Raw genomic sequence first — 17,931 nt, forward strand, 5'->3', positions numbered from 1 at the left:
CTCGCCCGCCTCACCGGCGACCGCGCGCGCGACCTCGCGCCCGAACTGCGCGACGAGGTCGCGCGCCGCCTCGCCGCCCTCCGCGCCCCGCAGAGCTGGATCACCATGGTGCGCGAGGTCGTCAGCCTCGACGACGCCGACCGCCGCCGCAGCTTCGGCGAAGCGCTGCCGCCGGGCTTGCGGCTGCTGTAGCGCTGCGCGGTGGGCGGAGGAGGGCGCGCCGTCGCCGGCTCGATGCCGACGGCGCCCATCCGGTCACTGCAGGCCGGCGAGCGGCGCGCGGTCGATCGCCGACAGCGGCGCGTTGACCTCGAACAGCTTCGCATGCACCTCGGGCACGCCGAAGCCGAACAGGCGCGCGCGGTGCATCTCCAGGTAGCGCTCGGCGTCGGCGCGGTCGGCGAACAGGTAGATCCCGCCCGCCTCGCCGCTGTCGCGGTTCTCGGTCCAGATCTTCCACAGCAGCCCGGGCTCCTGCGCGATGGACTCCGCCAGGCCCCGCATGGCCTGCGCCATGTCCTCGCCCCAGGGGCCGGCATAGGGAAAATCGACTTGAAGAAGGATGGGCACGCGCGATCTCCTGTGCGTCGGGGTCGGAACGGAAGGCAAGCCGGGTCGCGCCGGGAGGGTGGACCGCGGCGTTCGCACGGTTCGGGACGGCTCCGGACTCATCGGCCATTCTACCGTCGCGGCGCAGGTATCCGGTCGCGGCGCCAAACGAACCGACACATCGCGACTTGCGTCTCCTATGGAAAACCGGGCAGGTTTCCGGAGCGCCCGCAGGAGCGACGCCAGTCGCGATAGCAGCGCGTCCTGCACAAGCCTCGCCGGCCAGGCCGGCTACCATTGTCGACCGCAAGGCCACCCCGCCTTGTCACCCATCACACCCGCACCCGCCATGTCCACCGACTCCGCTGCCCTGCACTACGACACCATCGCCCGCGCGATCGCCTTCGTGCGCGCCCGCCCCCGCCACACGCCACCGTCCGGGGCGGTCGCGGAGGCGCTTGGCCTCGATCTCGGGCAGTGGCAGCAGGTGCTCGCGGAATGGGCGGGGATCAAGCCCGAGCGCTTCCTGCACTGCCTGGGGCGGGCGTATGCACGCGAGCGCCTGTCGCCGACGCCGGAGCGGCTCCCGGAGCGCGACGCCGGCGATCCCGCACCGTCGGACCTGGCCCGCGCCGTGCCGCTCACCTGGGAGCCGATGCCCCCCGCCTCAGGGCGCACCGTCGCACTCGGCCACGGCCTTGCAGCCACGCCCTTCGGCGACGCGCTGCTGGCGTGGACCACCCGCGGCGTGTGCCATCTCGCCTTTCGCTGTCGTGACGAGGCGGCCCTGCTCGTCGAGCTACGCAGCCTCTGGTCCGCCGCCGCGCTGGTGCGCGACGATGCGCACGCACACCGCCTGGCGCAGCGGATCTTCCCGTCGCGCGCGCCTTTCACCCCGGTGGCTGCAGCCACCGGGGCTTCCGGGCCCGCCGAAGCGGCGAACCCCGCCCCAGGCGGCGTTCACCTGATCCTGCGCGGCACGCCCTTCCAGGTCCGCGTCTGGTCCGCCCTCATGCGCATCCCGCCCGGCCGCCTGATGTCCTACCGCCAGCTCGCCACCCTGCTCGGCATGCCGGCTGCACCGCGCAGCGTCGGCAGCGCGATCGCGGCCAACACGCTCGGCTACCTCGTCCCCTGCCATCGCCTGATCCGCGCGGACGGCGACGCGGGCGAGTTCCGCTGGGGCCGCGAGCGCAAGCTGGCGATGCTGGCCTGGGAGGCCACTTGAACACGCGGCGCAGCCCCGACTACCTGGCCGGCTACCCACCGGCGCTGGTGCATCAGGTGAGAACGCTGATCGAGCAGGGCGGACTGGCCGACGCGCTGCGCCGACGCTACCCGCAGGGGCACGCGGTGCGTTCGGACAGCGCGCTCCACGACTACGTGCAGGCGCTCAAGGCCGCCCACCTGCGCAGCACGCCGCCACTCGCCAAGGTGCGCTTCGACAACACCCTGCATGTGATCCGCAACGCGCTCGGCACCCACACCGCGATCTCGCGCGTGCAGGGTTCGCGCCTCCAGGCCAAGCGCGAGATCCGCATCGCCACGCTGTTCCGCGCCGCGCCGGAGGCCTTCCTGCGCATGATCGTGGTGCACGAACTCGCCCACCTGCGCGTGCGCGAGCACGACAAGGCCTTCTACCAGCTCTGCCTGCACATGGAGCCCGACTACCACCAGTACGAGTTCGACCTGCGCGCCTACCTGAGCTACCGCGACGCGGGCGGCGAGGCGCTGTGGGGGGCGTAGGGATGCCGGAGTCCAGATACGCAGCGCGCGTCGCGGCCGCACCGCACGATCGCGACTTGCGTCGCTCCCACCGGGCACGGCGGAAGCACGGCGGCTATCCGTAGGAGCGACGCAAGTCGCGATCGGCCGGCGCGGCGGTTTTCCGTAGGAGCGACGCGAGTCGCGATCGGCCGGCGCGGCGGTTTTCCGTAGGAGCGACGCAAGTCGCGATCGGCCTGCACGGCGGTTTTCCGTGGGAGCGACGCGAGTCGCGATCGGCCGGCACGGCTCGACACGGCGTGGCGAGGGGCACATCCCGGCCGTCCCCGAACGAAACCGCCCACACCGCGCGGCTGCACGGTGTGGGCGGGAGGGTGCTGCAGGCGGGAACCGCGTCAGCGCAGGTCGAAACGATCCGCGTTCATGACCTTGGTCCACGCGGCGACGAAGTCGCGCACGAACTTCTCCTGATTGTCGTCCTGGGCATACACCTCGGCGTAGGCGCGCAGGATGGAATTGGAGCCGAACACCAGATCGACGCGGGTCGCAGTCCACTTCTTCGCGCCGCTCTTGCGCTCGACGATGTCGTAGCTGTTGCGCCCGGTGGGCTTCCAGCTGTAGGACATGTCGGTCAGATTGACGAAGAAGTCGTTGGTCAGCGCGCCGACGCGGTCGGTGAACACGCCGTGCCCGCTGCCGCCGTGGTTGGTGCCGAGCACGCGCAGGCCGCCGACCAGCACGGTCATCTCGGGCGCGGTCAGGCCGAGCAGTTGGGCGCGGTCGAGCAGCATTTCCTCGGGCTGGACCACATAGTCCTTCTTCTGCCAGTTGCGGAAGCCGTCATGCACAGGCTCCAGCACCTCGAAGGACTCGACGTCCGTCTGCGCCTGGCTGGCGTCGCCTCGACCCGGGGCGAAGGGCACCTCGACATTGAAGCCGGCGGCCTTGATCGCCTGCTCCAGGCCGACGTTGCCGCCGAGCACGATCACGTCCGCGATGCTGGCGCCGGTCTCGGCGGCGATCTTCTCGTAGGCCGCCAGCACCCTGGCCAGCCGCGCCGGTTCGTTGCCTTCCCAGTCCTTTTGCGGGGCGAGGCGGATGCGGGCGCCATTGGCGCCGCCGCGGTAATCCGAGCCGCGGAAGGTGCGTGCGCTGTCCCAGGCGGTGGCGACCATGTCGCCGACCGACAGGCCGGCGGCGGCGATCCTCGCCTTCACCGCGGCGACGTCGTAGGTCTTGTTGCCGGCGGGCACCGGGTCCTGCCAGATCAGGTCTTCGGCAGGCACGTCGGGACCGAGGTAGCGCGCCTTCGGGCCCATGTCGCGGTGGGTGAGCTTGAACCAGGCGCGCGCGAAGACGTCCTCGAAGTAGGCCTGGTCGTTGCGGAAGCGCTCTGCGATCTTGCGGTACGCCGGGTCGAATCGCAGCGCCATGTCGGCGTCGGTCATCATCGGCTTGCGGCGGATCGACGGGTCTTCCACGTCCACCGGCATGTCTTCCTCGGCGATGTTCACCGGCTCCCATTGCCAGGCACCGGCGGGCGACTTCTGCAGCCACCAGTCGTGCTTGAACAGCATGTCGAAGTAGCCGTTGTCCCACTTGGTCGGATGCGAGGTCCACGCGCCCTCGATGCCGCTGGTCACGGTGTCACGACCGATGCCGCGGGTGGTGTGGTTCATCCAGCCGAAGCCCTGCTCCTCGAGATCCGCACCTTCGGGCGCGGGGCCGAGGACGGCGGCGCTACCGTTGCCGTGCGCCTTGCCGACGGTGTGGCCGCCGGCGGTGAGCGCCACGGTTTCCTCGTCGTTCATCGCCATGCGGGCGAAGGTCACGCGCATGTCGTGGGCGGTCTTGATCGGGTCGGGCTTGCCGTCGACGCCCTCCGGGTTCACATAGATCAGGCCCATCATCACCGCGGCGAGCGGATTCTCGAGGTCGCGTTGGCCGGAGTAGCGCGAGCCCTCGCTGCCGCTGGGGGCGAGCCATTCCTTCTCGGAGCCCCAGTAGATGTCCTTCTCGGGATGCCAGATGTCTTCGCGACCGAAGGCGAAGCCGAAAGTCTTGAAGCCCATCGACTCGTAGGCCATGTTGCCGGCGAGGATGATGAGGTCGGCCCAGCTGATCTTGTTGCCATACTTCTTCTTGATCGGCCACAGCAGGCGGCGCGCCTTGTCGAGGTTGCCGTTGTCGGGCCAGGAGTTCAGCGGCGCGAAACGCTGGTTGCCGGTGCCGCCGCCGCCACGACCGTCGGCGATGCGGTAGGTGCCGGCGGCGTGCCAGGCCATGCGGATCATCAGGCCGCCGTAGTGGCCCCAGTCGGCCGGCCACCATTCCTGGCTGTCGGTCATCAGCGCCTTGAGGTCGTTCTTGAGCGCGTCGACGTCGAGCTTCTTCAGCTCTTCGCGATAGTCGAAGCCCGGGCCGAGCGGGTTGGTCTTGCGGTCGTGCTGATGGAGGATGTCCAGGTTCAGCGCCTTGGGCCACCACGCCATCACCGCATCCTTGGCGGCGGTATTGCCGCCATGCATCACCGGGCACTTGCCGGCGGTGTTCGTGCTGTTCTCGCTCATCTGATTCTCCCTCTGTGACTGCTACGCAGACTGATTGCGAGGGGCGGTCGCGCCTCGCAGAAAACCGCTTCCGAAGCTCGCTCCACGATCGCGGAACAAGGCCGGAAACGGCCGAAAACCGCTGCTGACAGGCTCAGACTAGCAAAGATCGGGCGCTTTGGAAGCAATGGAGAGAATTGACGGAGGCTATCTTCCGACGTTGCGGTGCACAATAAAATTTATCCGGCTGGCCTGCGGAACGCGTTCCGCTCATGCGGCTCCACATCGTCCAGCAGAGGTGCGAACGCCCTGCCGGTCGCGCGCACGAAACCCAGCCTGGCTACCCAGTTCGAGCAGTTTTCTCCATAGCCGGGTGTAAGAAAACCCGACACTCCGGGGTCGCCAACCTTGTTCGGCCAGGGACTGTCATTTTCCTGCAACCCGCCGCACCGCTTCGCGCCGGAAATGCGAGAATCGCGCCCCCTCTCCCGCGGGCACGACCCGCCGGCAGGCTGGAAAAGACAACGGACACCATCGAGGAAAGCAACATGTCGAAGAAGTTGGCAGGTTTGATCGTTCTTGGGCTCGCGAGCGCGACGCCCGCATTCGCCGCCGGGCAGGCCGAGGCGAAGGGTCTCGTGGAGGACAGCTCGCTGAACGTGCTGCTGCGTAACGCGTTCATCAATCGTGATTACAAGGGCGGCCGCCACGACAGTGGCGAATGGGGCCAGGGTGCGATCGCGAACTTCGAGTCGGGCTTCACACAGGGCACGGTCGGATTCGGTGTGGACGCATTTGCCGCCTATGCGGTTCGCCTCGATGGCTCCCGCGACCGCGCAGGCAACTGGGGGATCGACTTCTTCAAGCAGGACAGCACCGGCATGCCGGAGAAGGATGTGGCAAAGGGTGGCGCCTCCCTCAAGCTGCGCTTCTCGAACACCGTGCTCGCTTACGGCGACCTGCGCCCCAACCTGCCGGTGCTGAGCCACGACAACTCCCGCCTGCTGCCCGAGAGCTATACCGGCACCATGCTGACCTCGACCGAGATCGAAGGCCTGGAATTCAATGCCGGCACCTTCCACGCCCAGTCGCGCAAGAGCGACGAGGGTCGTGACAGCGGTGGCCTGAAGGGCATTGACGTGATCGGCGCGAGCTACAAGTTCAACGACGCCTTCAGCGGCGCGTTCTACGCCTCGGACGTCGAGGACGTGCTCAAGCGCCAGTACCTCAACCTGAACTATGTGCTGCCGATCGCCAGCAACTCGCTGACCTTCGACTTCAACGGCTACCGCACCAAGCAGGACGCCGACTTCCAGCCCGGCAAGAGCCGCATCTGGAGCCTGGCCTCGACCTACGCGACCGGCCCGCATGCCTTCACGCTGGCCTACCAGCGCAACAATGGCGACATCGACTACAACTACGGCTTCTACCAGAGCGAGGGATGGATCGGTGACGGCGGCGGCTCGATCTGGCTGGCCAACTCCTACTGGTCCGACTTCAACGCTGCGGACGAGCAGTCCTGGCAGGTGGCTTACTCGGTCGACTTCGCCGAGTACGGCATCCCCGGCCTGAGCTACCGCATCGCCTACGTCCGCGGCCACGACATCGACGTCGGCACGACCACGGATGGCAAGGAGCACGAGCTCTTCAACCAGCTGTCGTACAAGGTGCAGAGCGGCGCCGCCAAGGATCTGAACGTCCGCCTGCGCGCCTCGACGCTGCGCGTCTCGGAGAGCGCCCGCGCCTACAACAGCAGCGGCAACGAAGTCCGCATCTTCCTCGACTACCCCTTCAGCGTGTTCTGATCCACGCGATGCGCACCGGTCCGGGCATCCCCCGATCCGGTGCGCACAAGAACAAACGGGAGCCATCGGCTCCCGTTCCTTTTTTGCGGGGATCGCGCCCCCCGCCTCAAGCCCTGCGCCTGCGCGCTACACCAAGCCCGGCGAGCCCCAGGCCGAGCAGCGCGAGCGAGGCGGGCTCCGGTACGCCGTTCGGCGTGCAGCCGGGTGCCGTCGGGTTCGCGTCGCAAAACTCGACCGCGGTCCCCTGCACGCCCACCGTGAAGCCGTTCCAGTTTTCGTCGCTGAGGCTGCGCCAGTTCACGGTGTCGAACGTGCCCTTGAACTGCAGCGTGCCGTGCGGTTCGCCCGTGCCCAGCAACTGGTACTCGGTCTTGCCGTTGACCGTCACCATCTGCTTGTACGAGGTTCCGCATCCCCAGTAGCCGCAGGCGTTGCCGTCACTGGAATCGCCGAAGCTGAGGATGTCGAAGTCCTGGTCGAAGCCGTAGCCGTTGCCGTTGAGGCTCACATAGGCGAACACCGGATTCGCGATCGCCTGCGAGAAGCTCAGCGTCTGCAGGCCTGCGCGGTTCAGTGCAACGATGTCGGTCGTGGCCGGCCGGTTGTCGACCGCAGTACTCGTGAACGGCGAGGTGCCGGTCGGGCCATCCGTGCCGTTGCTGTAATAGTAGGTGCCCCCGCCCGTCTCGTAGAAGCTGATCCCCTGCGGGTTCGTGTAGGTCACGGAGACCGTCGAATTCGACGTCGTGATCGTGCCCACGCCCTTGAAGCCGACACCCGGATCCAGGTCGCTTCCGGTCCAGTCCGTCCAGTAGATCTGCGCCGCCGAGGCGCCGCCGGCGCTCAGCGCCAGAGCCAGCGCCAGCACGCCGGCCTTGCAACTCGTCCGTGTCCTTGTTTTCATGTCCGTCTCTCAATCAATCTCGGCGACGCCGAGCCGTCTCGACCGAAGCGAGATCCGTGCCAGCCTTGCAAAAATGCCGAATTTGCCCTTGATAACAGAAACTTGCGGGCTTGTCGGAAAAGTCGGACGCGTATCGGGCCCACAGGCGTGTAAAGATTGCCGACACCGCCCATCCCGGGCAAAGGAAGCGCGGCCCCGTCAGCACACCTCGCCTGAAAACATCCCCATGCGGCCCGAAATCCATCCCTCGATCCCCGCCCTCCACGTCGACGAGTGCCTCCTCGTCGTCGACAAGCCTGCCGGCCTGCTCTCCGTCCCCGCGGGCGGGGAAGGCCGGCAGGATTGTCTGGCGGCGCGGATCCAGGCGCGCTGGGCCGACGCCCGCATCGTGCATCGGCTCGACGCCGCCACCTCCGGCCTGGTGCTGTTCGCGCGCGGCGCGGAGATGCTGCGGCGCATGAGCCTCGCCTTCGAGCAGCGCATCGTCGGCAAGCAGTACGTGGCCGTGGTGCACGGCCATCTCGCCCAGGACGACGGCGAGATCGACCTGCCGCTGGCCGAGGATGCGGACAACCGGCCCCGCCAGATCGTCGATGCGCTGCGCGGCCGGCGCGCGCTCACGCGCTATCGCGTGCTCGATCGCCAAGGGGCGGGCGCCGACGCCTGCAGCCGCCTGGAGCTCAAGCCGGTCACCGGGCGCGCGCACCAGCTGCGCGTGCATCTGCTCTGCCTCGGCCACCCCATCTTCGGCGATCCGCTCTATGCTCCGCCCGAGTCCGCCGCCCGCTTCGGCCGCATGCACCTGCACGCCGCCCGCATCGCCTTCATGCATCCACACACGCGCGTGCCGATGGTGTTCGACAGCCCGGCGCCGTTCTGAAGCCCATGGTGCAGGCCGCCCCCACGCGAGCACTGCATCGAGCCCTCGACCGTGAGAACCGCATGACGACCCGCTCCCCCCTGCAACGCGTCGCAGACCTGCTGCGCGCCGAGTGGCACCACCTCACCGCGTTCACCCCCAGCACCCGGCGCTGGCAACTGGCCTTCGCCGCCGCGTTGGCCTCCGGCCTGCCGCTGATGGTGGGGGCATGGTTCGGCCATCTCGAATACGGACTGATCTCTTCGATCGGCGGGCTCGCGCTCCTCTACCTCCCCAACACGCCGATGTCGCACCGCATGGTGTGGCTGATGGCCTGCGCCTTCGGCATGGCGGCGAGCTATGCGCTCGGGCTGATGACGCATTTCCTGCCGCTGGCCAAGGTGGGCGTGCTGGCGTTGATCGCGATGCTGGTGACCATGGTGTGCCGCTTCTATCGCGTCGGCCCCCCGGGCAGCCTGTTCTTCGTCATGGCGGCGGCGATCGGCGCCTACACGCCCGGCACGGTGGAGGAGATCCCGCTGCGCGTGGGCCTGTTCACCATGGGCGCCCTGCTCGCGAGCCTGATCGCCTTCGTCTACAGCCTCCAGGTCCTGCGCCTGCAGCCGGCCGATGCGGTGCCGCCGCTGCAGCCGCCGACCTTCGACTTCGTCGTCTTCGATTCGGTGGTGATCGGCGCCTTCGTCGGCCTGGCGCTGGCGATCGCCCAGGCGCTGCAGCTCGACCGCCCCTACTGGGTGCCGGTGAGCTGCCTGGCGGTGATCCAGGGCGTGTCGCTGCGCGCGGTGTGGAACCGCCAGCTCCAGCGCGTGCTCGGCACCGCCATCGGCATGCTCTTCGCCTGGTGGCTGCTGAGCCTGCCGCTCGACGCGTGGCGGATCGCGCTGCTGGTGATCCTGCTCGTCTTCGTGATCGAGAGCCTGGTGGTGCGCCACTACGGCCTCGCGGTGATCTTCATCACCCCGCTCACCATCCTGCTCGCCGAGGCCGCCACCCTGGGCCACGCGCCGCTCGCCGAGCTGATCGCGTCGCGCTTCATCGACACCCTGCTCGGCTGCGTCGTCGGTCTGGTGGGCGGCATCTGCCTGCACAGCGCGCGCTTCCGCACGCTCTTCGGCAACCCGATGCGCCGGCTGATCCCACGCCAGCCGCCATCCTGACCGGCTTCAGCCCGTAGCCGGACCGCCAGCACCGATGAAAATCAACCAGTTGCGCTATTTCCTCGCCGTGGCCGACAAGGGCAGCGTGCGCGCGGCCGCAACGGCACTCGGGGTCTCGGCTGCCGCCGTCAGCCAGGCCCTGCGCGAACTCGAGACGGCGATGGGGACGCCGCTGTTCACGCGCGAGTCGCACGGCGCGGTGCTGAGCTACGCCGGACGACAGTTCCTCATCCACGCCCGCCTGATCCTTGGCCAGGTCAGCCGCGCCGAAGCCGAGATCGCACAGATCCGCGGCGCAACCGGTGGCTCGCTGACGATCGGGGTCACGCCCTGGGTCGCGCAGTCCATCCTGCCCCACGCCCTGGCCCGCTTCCACGCCCTGCGCCCGGACGTGCACCTGGACGTCACCGAGGCGGTGGGCACGGTCCATCCGCTGCTGCGCGACGGCACCCTCGACCTGGTGATCGCGATCCCGCCACCACGCCAGGAGGAGTCGATCTTCTACACGCGCGAGCTGTTCCGCTGCGATCTGGCTGTCGTCGGCCGCCTCGGCCATCCCTTTGCCAGCGCCACTTCGCTCGAGGAGCTCGTCGACCAGGACTGGGTGCTGACGATGCTCGGCGCCGGCCAGGACGAGCCGCTGGTCAACCTGCTCGCCCCCCACGGCATCGCGCCGCCGCCGCACCGTGTGCATTACGCGCGCTCGGCGCTGGTCGCCATCAGCATGCTCGAGGTCGGCAACATGCTCACCATCTGCCCCTGGCCCCTGCTCGAGACCCCGCTGCTGCGCGGGCGCGTGCAGGCCCTGCCGATCCGCAACCCGCTGCCCGAAATGCACACCGCCATCATCGTCCGCCGCAACGACACGCTGAGCGCGGCGGGGCAGTTGTTCATCGACTGCTTCGAGGACGCCACCCGGACCTGCGTGGCCACCGACGATCCCGCGCTCAAGCGCATCATGAACTCGGTCGAGCGGGCGCCCGACGCATGATCCGCCGGGAAGAAACCAAAAAAATGCCCGCAAGCTGCGGGCATGAACCACATTGAAGTGGAGGAGGGAGACCAGAAAGGATTTGCAGGCGGTCGCGTGGCACCACGCCACGCGCTTGCAGCTCAGGCGGCGCAGCGTTGCGCGACCGCGCCCGGCGGCCACCGCCGGGTCACGCTGGGCGCCGGGCGCGCGGCGCGTGCCGACAGGACGGAAGCGCGGGCATGGGCGAGGGCGACGAAGCGATCGACCGCAACGCGATCGAAGGTCGCGCCGCTGCGCACGCCGACGTACGCGGCCGCATCGACCAAGGCGCGTCGCCAGGCATCGAGGGCATCACCTTCACTGATGCCGGCCTTGCGGGCAACCCAGGGCAGAATTTTGGGGGCTTGCATGGTGAGAACTCCTGTGAATTTCGTCGAAGGCCGCGCGCCGGTGAGCCTGGTTGCACGCCTCTTGCAGTGCACAAATCTTATGGGACGATGGACCGTCCGAATAGACAGGCATTTCCGTGGGTGTAAGGTTTTTGTTTACGCGGGACGACGCCCGCTGGTCGCACTGCCCGCGGGGCAGGACAGGCGCCAGCCCGGGCCGGCGCGCTTCGGGCATACTGGCGCGCCCCGCGCAGGAACCCGCCATGTCCTCCACCCTCACCGACCTGCTCTCGACCGCGCTTGCCGCCCGAGCCCCGCTGATCGCCCAGCTGGCTGCCGAAGACACCGACGCCTGGCGCCTCTTCCACGGCACCGTCGAGGGCGCGCCCGGCCTCACGGTCGACCGCTACGGCAGCGTGCTGCTGGCGCAGACCTTCCATCGCCCGCTCAGCGCCGAGCAGCTGGCCGAGCTCGAGGCCTTCTACGCCTCCGCCCTGCCCGGCCTGGCGCTGGTGTGGAACGACCGCAGCGGCAAGAACTCGCGCGTCGCCAATCCCCTTCCGCCCGAACAACAGGCCCTCGCCGAGCAGCCTTCGGAGTTTTCCGAGCTCGGCGTGCGCTACCGCTTCCAGGCCCGCCATGGCGGGCAGGACCCCTGGCTGTTTCTCGACCTGCGCGCCGCGCGCCGCCGCGTCATGCAGGAGGCCGCGGGCAAGTCCCTGCTCAACGTGTTCGCGTACACCTGCGGCGTCGGCATCGCCGCGGCCAAGGCCGGCGCGCGCCACGTGGTGAATGTGGACTTCGCCGAGTCCGCCCTCGCGGTCGGCAAGGACAACGCACGCCTCAACGAGCTGCCGATCCGGGTGCGCTTCATCAAGTCCGACGCCTTCGCCGCGCTGCGCCAGTACGCCGGCATCGGCCAGCCGAAGATGGTGCGCGGCAAGCACCTGCCGCCCTTCCCCGAGCTCGCGCCGCACCGCTTCGACCTCGTCTTCCTCGATCCCCCGCGCTACGCCAAGAGCCCCTTCGGCGTGGTCGACCTGGTGCACGACTACGCCGCGCTGTTCAAGCCCGCGCTGCTCGCCACGGAAGAGGGCGGCACCCTGATCTGCTGCAATAACGTCGCCCGCGTGGATCGCGAGGACTGGCTCGAGCAGCTCGAGCGCAGCGCCCGCAAGGCGGGCCGTGCGGTGCGTGAGGCCGAATGGATCAGCCCCGAGGCGGACTTTCCCAGCCGCGACGACAACCCGCCGCTGAAGGTGGTGCTGCTGCGCGTTTGAGCAAGGCGCCGGCACGCCGCCACCGCCCATCCACCGGATACGCCCCAGGAGAGGTCATGGCAGGATTCGAGAACTATCAGGAAGCCACCCGCAAGATCGAGGACGAGATCGAGCACATGGGCGTCGCGCTCGGCATCGACTGGTCCGACGAGGCCCAGGTGAGGGCGCTCGCGCGCGAGGCGCTGGACCACTCCCAGGACAGGATCCGCGAGGCCGCGGCCAGCCCGGACGACCACGAGCTGGGGGCGAAGGTGACGCTCTTCGGCCTCGCCAGCCTGATGCTGCGCACGATGGAAGAGAGCGCCGGCGTCGGCATCGAGAGCCATGGCGGACCGGTCTGGAAGGCCTTCGGCCGCGCGCTGTGGCTCGAGGCCGAGCAGCGCCGCCAGCCCGAAGCCTGAGCCTTGCGGATCCCGATCGCGCCGCATGCGGTCTCGGCGCGGGAGGTGCGCGGAAAGAAGTCATTGGGCCGATAAACAACGCGCATGAAAATCCGCCGCGGATTTGACGGAAAATACGGTTTTGGCCGGTCCGCAGCCCCGCTGCCCCGCCGGCCCCGGATTTCTCCTTCAGGAAGCGACCATGCTGCAGAAATTCCCCGCCTTCGCCGGCGTCCAGGGCCCTGTCGTCGTCATCGTGATGGACGGCTACGGCATTCCCAAGCACGAGGTCGGCAGCGCCATCGACGCCGCGCGCAAGCCCACGCTCGACCGCCTGTTCTCCCAGTACCCCAACATCGTGCTGCGCGCCCACGGCACCGCGGTGGGCATGCCGTCGGACGACGACATGGGCAACTCCGAGGTCGGCCACAACGCCATCGGCGCCGGCCAGGTGTATGCGCAGGGCGCGGCACTGGTCGCCAACGCGATCGCCGAAGGCGCGATCTGGCAGGGCGAGGCCTGGCAGCAGATCGTCGCCGGCGCCAAGACGGGAGCCAACGGAAAAGCAGGGGTGCTCCACTTCATCGGCCTGTTCTCCGACGGCAACGTGCACAGCCACATCGACCATCTCAAGGCGATGGTGCTGCGCGCGAAGGAGGAGGGCGTGCCCACGGTACGCATCCACGCCCTGCTCGACGGCCGCGACGTGCCCGAGACCAGCGCGCTCGACTACGTCGTGCCCTTCGAGGCCTTCCTGAAGGACATCAGCACTGCCGGCTTCGACGCCCGCATCGCCTCCGGCGGCGGCCGCCAGACCATCACCATGGACCGCTACGACGCCAACTGGCCGATGGTGGCACGCGGCTGGCGCACCCACGTGCTGGGCGAAGGCCCGCAGTTCGCCAGCGCCACCGACGCGGTGCACGGCCTGCGCGAGAAGCACCCCGGCACCATCGACCAGGACCTGCCCGAGTTCATCGTTGCCGAGGATGGCAGGCCGATCGGCACCATCGAGGACGGCGATGCGGTCGTGTTCTACAACTTCCGCGGCGACCGCGCGATCGAGATCACGCGCGCCTTCGTCGAAGAGCACTTCACCGCATTCGACCGCGTGCGCCATCCGCGCACGACCTACGCCGGCATGCTGCAGTACGACGGCGACCTGCAACTGCCCAAACGTTTCCTGGTTGCCCCGCCGGCGATCAAGGACACCTCCAGCGAGTGGTTCAGCAAGTCCGGCCTCGCCCAGTTCGCCTGCTCCGAGACGCAGAAGTTCGGCCACGTCACCTACTTCTGGAACGGCAACCGCTCGAACAAGTTCGACGGCGAAACCTGGCAGGAAGTCCCCAGCGACGTCGTGCCCTTCGAGCAGCGCCCGTGGATGAAGGCAGCCGAGATCACCGACGCGATGATCGCCGCGCTGCAGTCCGGCCGGTTCAAGGTGCTGCGCTGCAACTACGCCAACGGGGACATGGTCGGCCACACCGGCAACTTCCGCGCCGCGACCATGGCGATCGAGGCGGTGGACCTGGCGCTCGCGCGCCTGCTGCCGGCGATCGACGCCGCCGGCGGGGTGGCACTGATCACCGCCGACCACGGCAATGCCGACGAGATGTTCGAGCTCGACAAGAAGACCAGGCAGCCGGCGCAGAACAAGGACGGCAGCTACAAGGCCAAGACCGCGCACACGCTCAACCCGGTGCCGCTGATCCTCTACGACAACGTCAGCGGCGGCAAACTCGGCCTGAAGCCGCTCGAGACCGCCGGCCTGTCGAACATCGCCGCCACGGTGGCCAACCTGCTCGGCCTGCACAAGCACGACAAGTGGGACGACAGCCTGCTGGAGGTGAAGTGATGGCTACGGCCACCGGGCGCCGCCCCTTCCCCGGCTTCGTGGTCGGAGTCTTTTCTTTGGAGCCGGTTCGATGCGAAGCATGAAGAAGCCCGTGCGTGCGGCCTCGGGCGCACTCCTCTTCGTCGCCGCCCTCGCGACGGGCGCATGCGGCCTGCTCCCGCAGAAGACCGAGGTCGCCCCGGGCGTGACCCAGCAGACCGGCCAGTTCGAGTTCGCCCTCCCCAGCGGCGAATACCGCTGCGAGCGCGGCGAACGCCTGCAGATCCGCCGCGAGCTCGCCAACGCGGTGAACAACCGTATCCAGCTCGGCTGGAACGGCAGCCAGTACCAGCTCGAGCGCGACCTGTCGTATTCCGGCCTACCGCGCTTCGAGGACGGCGCCAGCGGCCTGGTCTGGATCGACCTGCCGTGGAAGGGCCTGCTGCTCGACGGCCGCACGCACAAGCCGCTGGCCAACGAGTGCCGGGCGGCCTGATGGCACGGTGACGACAGCCGGAGTCCGAGCCTACCCGCCACAATCGCGACTTGCGTCGCTCCTACAAACGCTCGAGAGACCGCGCTGGTCCGTGTAGGAGCGACGCAAGTCGCGATCCGGACGACGTGGTGGCGACGGGCGTCGTCGAATCGCGACCGCCGTAATCGCGACTTGCGTCGCGCCTACGAAAGCTCGAGAGACCGCGCTGGTCCGTGTAGGAGCGACGCAAGTCGCGATCCGGACGATGTGGTGGCGACGGGCGTCGTCGAATCGCGACCGCCGTAATCGCGACTTGCGTCGCTCCCGCAGACAGCCCGCGACAAGCCATCCGCAGGCGATCGAACCCATGTCAACGCGAGGCCTTGGGCAGGGATCCCGCGCTCAACCCTCGACCACCACGCCCAACGCGGCGGCGTTCGCCAGCGCCAGCCCGTCGGCGACCGCCCGCGCCGCCTCGATCTCCGCCTGCGCACGCGCCTGCGCGTCGGCGACGCCGAAGCGCGCCGCGTCCTCCGCCTCGCTGCGCAGCGCATGCGCGCTGCCCACATGCAGGCCGAAGCGCGCCAGCGCCGAACGCGCGGCCGGATCGGCGCCGTGCACGATCGCCATGCACTCCGCGCCCGCCTCGAAGAGCTTTGCGCGCCGCCTGCGCGCGATGTCCAGCCAGGCCTCCGGCGTACGGGACGCCGGCGCGGCGAGCAACTCACGGTACGCCACCTCACCCTCGGCGATCACGTTGGTCGCATCGGACAGCACCCGCATCACCTCCATGTCGCCGAGGTCCACGATCATGCGGAAGGCGCTGGTGTAGAGCAGGTCGCCGAGCAGGATGTTGCCGGCGTTGCCGAACAGCGCTCCCTCGCGCTCGCCGTCGGCCGCGCCGCCGCTCGCCTCGGTGACGTCGTCGTGCAGCGCGAGCGAGATGTGGATCAGCTCCACCGCCGCCGCCAGCGCGTGCGGGCGCTCGCCGCCGTGACCGAGGGCGCGCGCGCTCGCCAGAACCAGCGCCGGCCGCCGGCGCTCGGCACCGTGCAGGATGAACTCGACGACCTGGCGGATCAGCGCCACGTCGTTGTTCATGTGCGCGCGGATGATCGCGTCGACCCGCTCCATGTCGTGCTGGAGCCAGGCGGGGGAGGGGGCGGAGTGCTGGAACATGTTCGGGGTGCCGTGCGGTGGCCGCAAACGGCGGCCGGTCGAGGTTCGCCCGCGAGTCTATAGGCGCGCCGCCACGCTGACCAGCCGCAGGCGCCCGCGCGGGCTACAAGCCGGTACAAGGCGGACACATGCTGTGGCGCACAATTTCCCGCATGGGATCCGCTGCCTCATGGCGGCCGCATTCCGCTCGAAGGGAGCCATCATGAAGAACATCAAACTCGCACTCCTCCTCGTCCTCGCCACCCTCAGCCTGCTGTGGTGGTGGGCCGATCCACTGCTGGTCCAGGGCGACACCTACTTCGCGCTGCGCACGCTCGCGGTCAACTACACCGGCGTGCTCGCCATGGGCGCGATGAGCATCGCGATGATCCTCGCCCTGCGCCCGGCCGCGCTCGAGCCGCTGCTCGGCGGCATGGACAAGGCCTACCGGCTGCACAAGTGGCTGGGCATCGCCGGCCTGTCGGTCGGCGTGGTGCACTGGCTGTGGGCCAAGGGCACCAAGTGGGCGGTCGGCTGGGGCTGGCTGCAGAAACCCGCGCGCGGCCCGCGCCCCGAGCAGACCGTCGAGCTCTTCCGCTTCTTCCAGGAGCAGCGCGGCCTCGCCGAAACCATCGGCGAGTGGGCCTTCTACCTCTTCGCCGTGCTCGCCGCGATCGCGCTGATCAAGCGCTTCCCCTACCGCCGTTTCGTGCAGACCCACCGCGTGATGGCGGCGGTGTACCTCGCACTGGTCGTGCATGGCGTGGTGCTGCTGCCCTTCGCCTACTGGACGCAGCCGCTCGGCATGGTCATGGGCATGCTGATGGCCGCCGGCAGCTGGGCCGCGCTGCGCTCGCTCGCCGGCCGCATCGGCCGCGGGCGCCGTGCGCACGGCCGCATCGAGCGCGTGGTGCGGCACCCCGCCAACCAGGTGCTCGAGGTCGGCCTGCGCCTCGACACGCCTTGGCCGGGACACCAGGCCGGACAGTTCGCCTTCGTCACCTTCGACGAGCGCGAGGGTCCGCACCCCTTCACGATCTCCTCCGCCTGGGGCGGCGACGGCCGCATGGATTTCATGATCAAGCCGCTCGGCGACTACACCCGCAGCCTGCCGGCGACGCTGAAGCTGGGTGACCCGGTGCGCGTCGAAGGCCCCTACGGCCGCTTCGACTTCGGCGGCGCCCAAGCTCGGCAGATCTGGGTCGCCGGCGGCATCGGCATCACCCCCTTCGTCGCCCGCATGCAGGCGCGTGCGCAGGAAGACAGGCCGGGTGGGCGTGCGGCGGCGATCGACCTCTTCTACAGCACCAGCGCCCCCGACGAAGGCTTCATCGCCCGCCTGCGCGAACTCGCCGCGCGGGCGCGGGTGCAGCTGCACGTGCTGGTCTCGCCACGTGACGGCCGCCTCGACGCCGACGGCATCTGTCGCAGCGTGCCCGACTGGAAGCAGGCCGGCGTGTGGTTCTGCGGCCCGGCCGGCTTCGGCGCGATGCTGCGCGACACCCTCGCCGCCCGCGGCCTGCCCGCCGAGCGCTTCCACCAGGAGCTGTTCGAGATGCGCTGAGGCGGATGATCCGGAGTCCCGGGCGACTTCCAAGGGTTTGGCACAGGAGCGACACAAGTCGCGATTTGAGCGCTCACGCGACGCGACACGTCGTCTCCTGCGAATGGCGCGGCAATCGCGACCTGCCTCGCCCCTGCCAAAGGCTCGAAACCCCGACCGCGGCACGCACCCTGGCTGCACCGCCCGCGAGCCGGCACAATTCCACAGATGAACGACGCCCTCGCCATCCCCGCCGCCTTCGCCGAGCGCCGGCTGTTCGAGCCGATCGCGCCGTGGCTGGCCCGCTTCACCACACCCGGGCTGCCCTCG

17 protein-coding genes are annotated in these 17,931 nt (G+C 69.1%); 12 read left to right on the top strand and 5 right to left on the bottom strand.

Annotated elements, in window-relative coordinates:
• Window positions 1–192: hypothetical protein (locus C665_RS12650; RefSeq protein WP_004312758.1), on the top strand; the 192-nt coding region annotated here is incomplete at its 5' end.
• A gap of 63 nt (window positions 193–255) precedes the next feature.
• Here the strand turns inward: C665_RS12650 and C665_RS12655 are convergent.
• Window positions 256–570 (bottom strand): monooxygenase, encoded by a 315-nt coding sequence (locus C665_RS12655; protein WP_004312760.1) that lies wholly within the window; start codon window positions 568–570, stop codon window positions 256–258.
• Window positions 571–898: 328 nt separating this feature from the next.
• On the opposite strand from C665_RS12655, the gene C665_RS12660 reads away from it, so the two are divergent.
• Window positions 899–1,777, top strand: a complete 879-nt coding sequence (locus C665_RS12660) for a methylated-DNA--[protein]-cysteine S-methyltransferase (protein ID WP_004312762.1) — start codon at window positions 899–901, stop codon at window positions 1,775–1,777.
• Complete coding sequence (locus C665_RS12665) at window positions 1,774–2,295, top strand: M48 metallopeptidase family protein (protein ID WP_004312764.1); 522 nt, start codon at window positions 1,774–1,776, stop codon at window positions 2,293–2,295. Before C665_RS12660 ends, C665_RS12665 begins: the two co-directional genes overlap by 4 nt.
• Before the next feature lie 374 nt (window positions 2,296–2,669).
• Here the strand turns inward: C665_RS12665 and katG are convergent, their stop codons facing one another.
• Window positions 2,670–4,844 carry a catalase/peroxidase HPI gene (katG, locus tag C665_RS12670; protein ID WP_004312766.1) on the bottom strand — a complete coding sequence of 725 codons (2,175 nt, stop codon included), beginning with the start codon at window positions 4,842–4,844 and terminating at the stop codon, window positions 2,670–2,672.
• A gap of 527 nt (window positions 4,845–5,371) precedes the next feature.
• On the opposite strand from katG, the gene C665_RS12675 reads away from it, so the two are divergent.
• Window positions 5,372–6,628 (top strand): OprD family porin, encoded by a 1,257-nt coding sequence (locus C665_RS12675; protein ID WP_004312768.1) that lies wholly within the window; start codon window positions 5,372–5,374, stop codon window positions 6,626–6,628.
• 106 nt (window positions 6,629–6,734) lie between these two features.
• On the opposite strand, the gene C665_RS12680 is transcribed toward C665_RS12675, so the two are convergent.
• Window positions 6,735–7,532, bottom strand: coding sequence for a PEP-CTERM sorting domain-containing protein (locus C665_RS12680; RefSeq protein ID WP_012584220.1), 798 nt, complete (start codon window positions 7,530–7,532; stop codon window positions 6,735–6,737).
• Between the two features lie 226 nt (window positions 7,533–7,758).
• Between C665_RS12680 and C665_RS12685 the strand changes: the two genes are divergently transcribed.
• The 3 genes from C665_RS12685 to C665_RS12695 all read left to right on the top strand — a co-directional run bounded on the left by C665_RS12685 (window position 7,759) and on the right by C665_RS12695 (window position 10,560).
• The gene (locus C665_RS12685) at window positions 7,759–8,412 is read left to right on the top strand and encodes an RluA family pseudouridine synthase (protein WP_004312771.1); all 654 of its coding nucleotides are present in this window, start codon (window positions 7,759–7,761) and stop codon (window positions 8,410–8,412) included.
• A 62-nt stretch (window positions 8,413–8,474) separates the two neighbouring features.
• On the top strand, window positions 8,475–9,569 hold the full coding sequence (locus C665_RS12690; RefSeq protein ID WP_004312773.1) for an FUSC family protein: 1,095 nt from the start codon (window positions 8,475–8,477) through the stop codon (window positions 9,567–9,569).
• A gap of 34 nt (window positions 9,570–9,603) precedes the next feature.
• Window positions 9,604–10,560, top strand: coding sequence for a LysR family transcriptional regulator (locus C665_RS12695; RefSeq protein WP_004312775.1), 957 nt, complete (start codon window positions 9,604–9,606; stop codon window positions 10,558–10,560).
• A gap of 122 nt (window positions 10,561–10,682) precedes the next feature.
• Here C665_RS12695 and C665_RS12700 read toward each other — a convergent pair whose 3' ends face one another.
• Complete coding sequence (locus C665_RS12700; RefSeq protein ID WP_004312777.1) at window positions 10,683–10,952, bottom strand: hypothetical protein; 270 nt, start codon at window positions 10,950–10,952, stop codon at window positions 10,683–10,685.
• A gap of 242 nt (window positions 10,953–11,194) precedes the next feature.
• On the opposite strand from C665_RS12700, the gene C665_RS12705 reads away from it, so the two are divergent.
• From C665_RS12705 to C665_RS12720, 4 genes are all read left to right on the top strand, one after another.
• On the top strand, window positions 11,195–12,211 hold the full coding sequence (locus C665_RS12705) for a class I SAM-dependent rRNA methyltransferase (RefSeq protein WP_004312778.1): 1,017 nt from the start codon (window positions 11,195–11,197) through the stop codon (window positions 12,209–12,211).
• Window positions 12,212–12,267: 56 nt separating this feature from the next.
• Window positions 12,268–12,612, top strand: coding sequence for a hypothetical protein (locus tag C665_RS12710; protein WP_004312780.1), 345 nt, complete (start codon window positions 12,268–12,270; stop codon window positions 12,610–12,612).
• A 181-nt stretch (window positions 12,613–12,793) separates the two neighbouring features.
• The gene (gene gpmI, locus C665_RS12715; protein ID WP_004312782.1) at window positions 12,794–14,446 is read left to right on the top strand and encodes a 2,3-bisphosphoglycerate-independent phosphoglycerate mutase; all 1,653 of its coding nucleotides are present in this window, start codon (window positions 12,794–12,796) and stop codon (window positions 14,444–14,446) included.
• Window positions 14,447–14,525: 79 nt separating this feature from the next.
• A complete protein-coding gene (locus C665_RS12720; protein ID WP_004312784.1) occupies window positions 14,526–14,921 on the top strand; it encodes a hypothetical protein in 396 nt (131 codons plus the stop codon).
• Window positions 14,922–15,302: 381 nt separating this feature from the next.
• Here the strand turns inward: C665_RS12720 and C665_RS12725 are convergent, their stop codons facing one another.
• Window positions 15,303–16,079: a polyprenyl synthetase family protein gene (locus C665_RS12725; RefSeq protein ID WP_004312786.1), complete on the bottom strand. Its 777-nt coding sequence runs from the start codon at window positions 16,077–16,079 to the stop codon at window positions 15,303–15,305.
• A gap of 202 nt (window positions 16,080–16,281) precedes the next feature.
• On the opposite strand from C665_RS12725, the gene C665_RS12730 reads away from it, so the two are divergent.
• On the top strand, window positions 16,282–17,622 hold the full coding sequence (locus C665_RS12730) for a ferredoxin reductase family protein (RefSeq protein ID WP_012584226.1): 1,341 nt from the start codon (window positions 16,282–16,284) through the stop codon (window positions 17,620–17,622).
• The last annotated feature ends 309 nt before the right edge of the window (window positions 17,623–17,931 follow it).

The organism is Thauera aminoaromatica S2 (genome assembly GCF_000310185.1).
GTDB classification, from domain to species: domain Bacteria; phylum Pseudomonadota; class Gammaproteobacteria; order Burkholderiales; family Rhodocyclaceae; genus Thauera; species Thauera aminoaromatica.

Bases quoted from the DNA above. Each gene is read 5' to 3' on its own strand.
- C665_RS12660 (WP_004312762.1), top strand. From the start codon at position 899: ATGTCCACCGACTCCGCTGCCCTGCACTACGACACCATCGCCCGCGCG.
- katG (WP_004312766.1), bottom strand. From the start codon at position 4,844: ATGAGCGAGAACAGCACGAACACCGCCGGCAAGTGCCCGGTGATGCAT.
- C665_RS12675 (WP_004312768.1), top strand. From the start codon at position 5,372: ATGTCGAAGAAGTTGGCAGGTTTGATCGTTCTTGGGCTCGCGAGCGCG.
- C665_RS12680 (WP_012584220.1), bottom strand. From the start codon at position 7,532: ATGAAAACAAGGACACGGACGAGTTGCAAGGCCGGCGTGCTGGCGCTG.
- C665_RS12685 (WP_004312771.1), top strand. From the start codon at position 7,759: ATGCGGCCCGAAATCCATCCCTCGATCCCCGCCCTCCACGTCGACGAG.
- C665_RS12690 (WP_004312773.1), top strand. From the start codon at position 8,475: ATGACGACCCGCTCCCCCCTGCAACGCGTCGCAGACCTGCTGCGCGCC.
- C665_RS12695 (WP_004312775.1), top strand. From the start codon at position 9,604: ATGAAAATCAACCAGTTGCGCTATTTCCTCGCCGTGGCCGACAAGGGC.
- C665_RS12700 (WP_004312777.1), bottom strand. From the start codon at position 10,952: ATGCAAGCCCCCAAAATTCTGCCCTGGGTTGCCCGCAAGGCCGGCATC.
- C665_RS12705 (WP_004312778.1), top strand. From the start codon at position 11,195: ATGTCCTCCACCCTCACCGACCTGCTCTCGACCGCGCTTGCCGCCCGA.
- C665_RS12710 (WP_004312780.1), top strand. From the start codon at position 12,268: ATGGCAGGATTCGAGAACTATCAGGAAGCCACCCGCAAGATCGAGGAC.
- gpmI (WP_004312782.1), top strand. From the start codon at position 12,794: ATGCTGCAGAAATTCCCCGCCTTCGCCGGCGTCCAGGGCCCTGTCGTC.
- C665_RS12720 (WP_004312784.1), top strand. From the start codon at position 14,526: ATGAAGAAGCCCGTGCGTGCGGCCTCGGGCGCACTCCTCTTCGTCGCC.
- C665_RS12725 (WP_004312786.1), bottom strand. From the start codon at position 16,079: ATGTTCCAGCACTCCGCCCCCTCCCCCGCCTGGCTCCAGCACGACATG.
- C665_RS12730 (WP_012584226.1), top strand. From the start codon at position 16,282: ATGAAGAACATCAAACTCGCACTCCTCCTCGTCCTCGCCACCCTCAGC.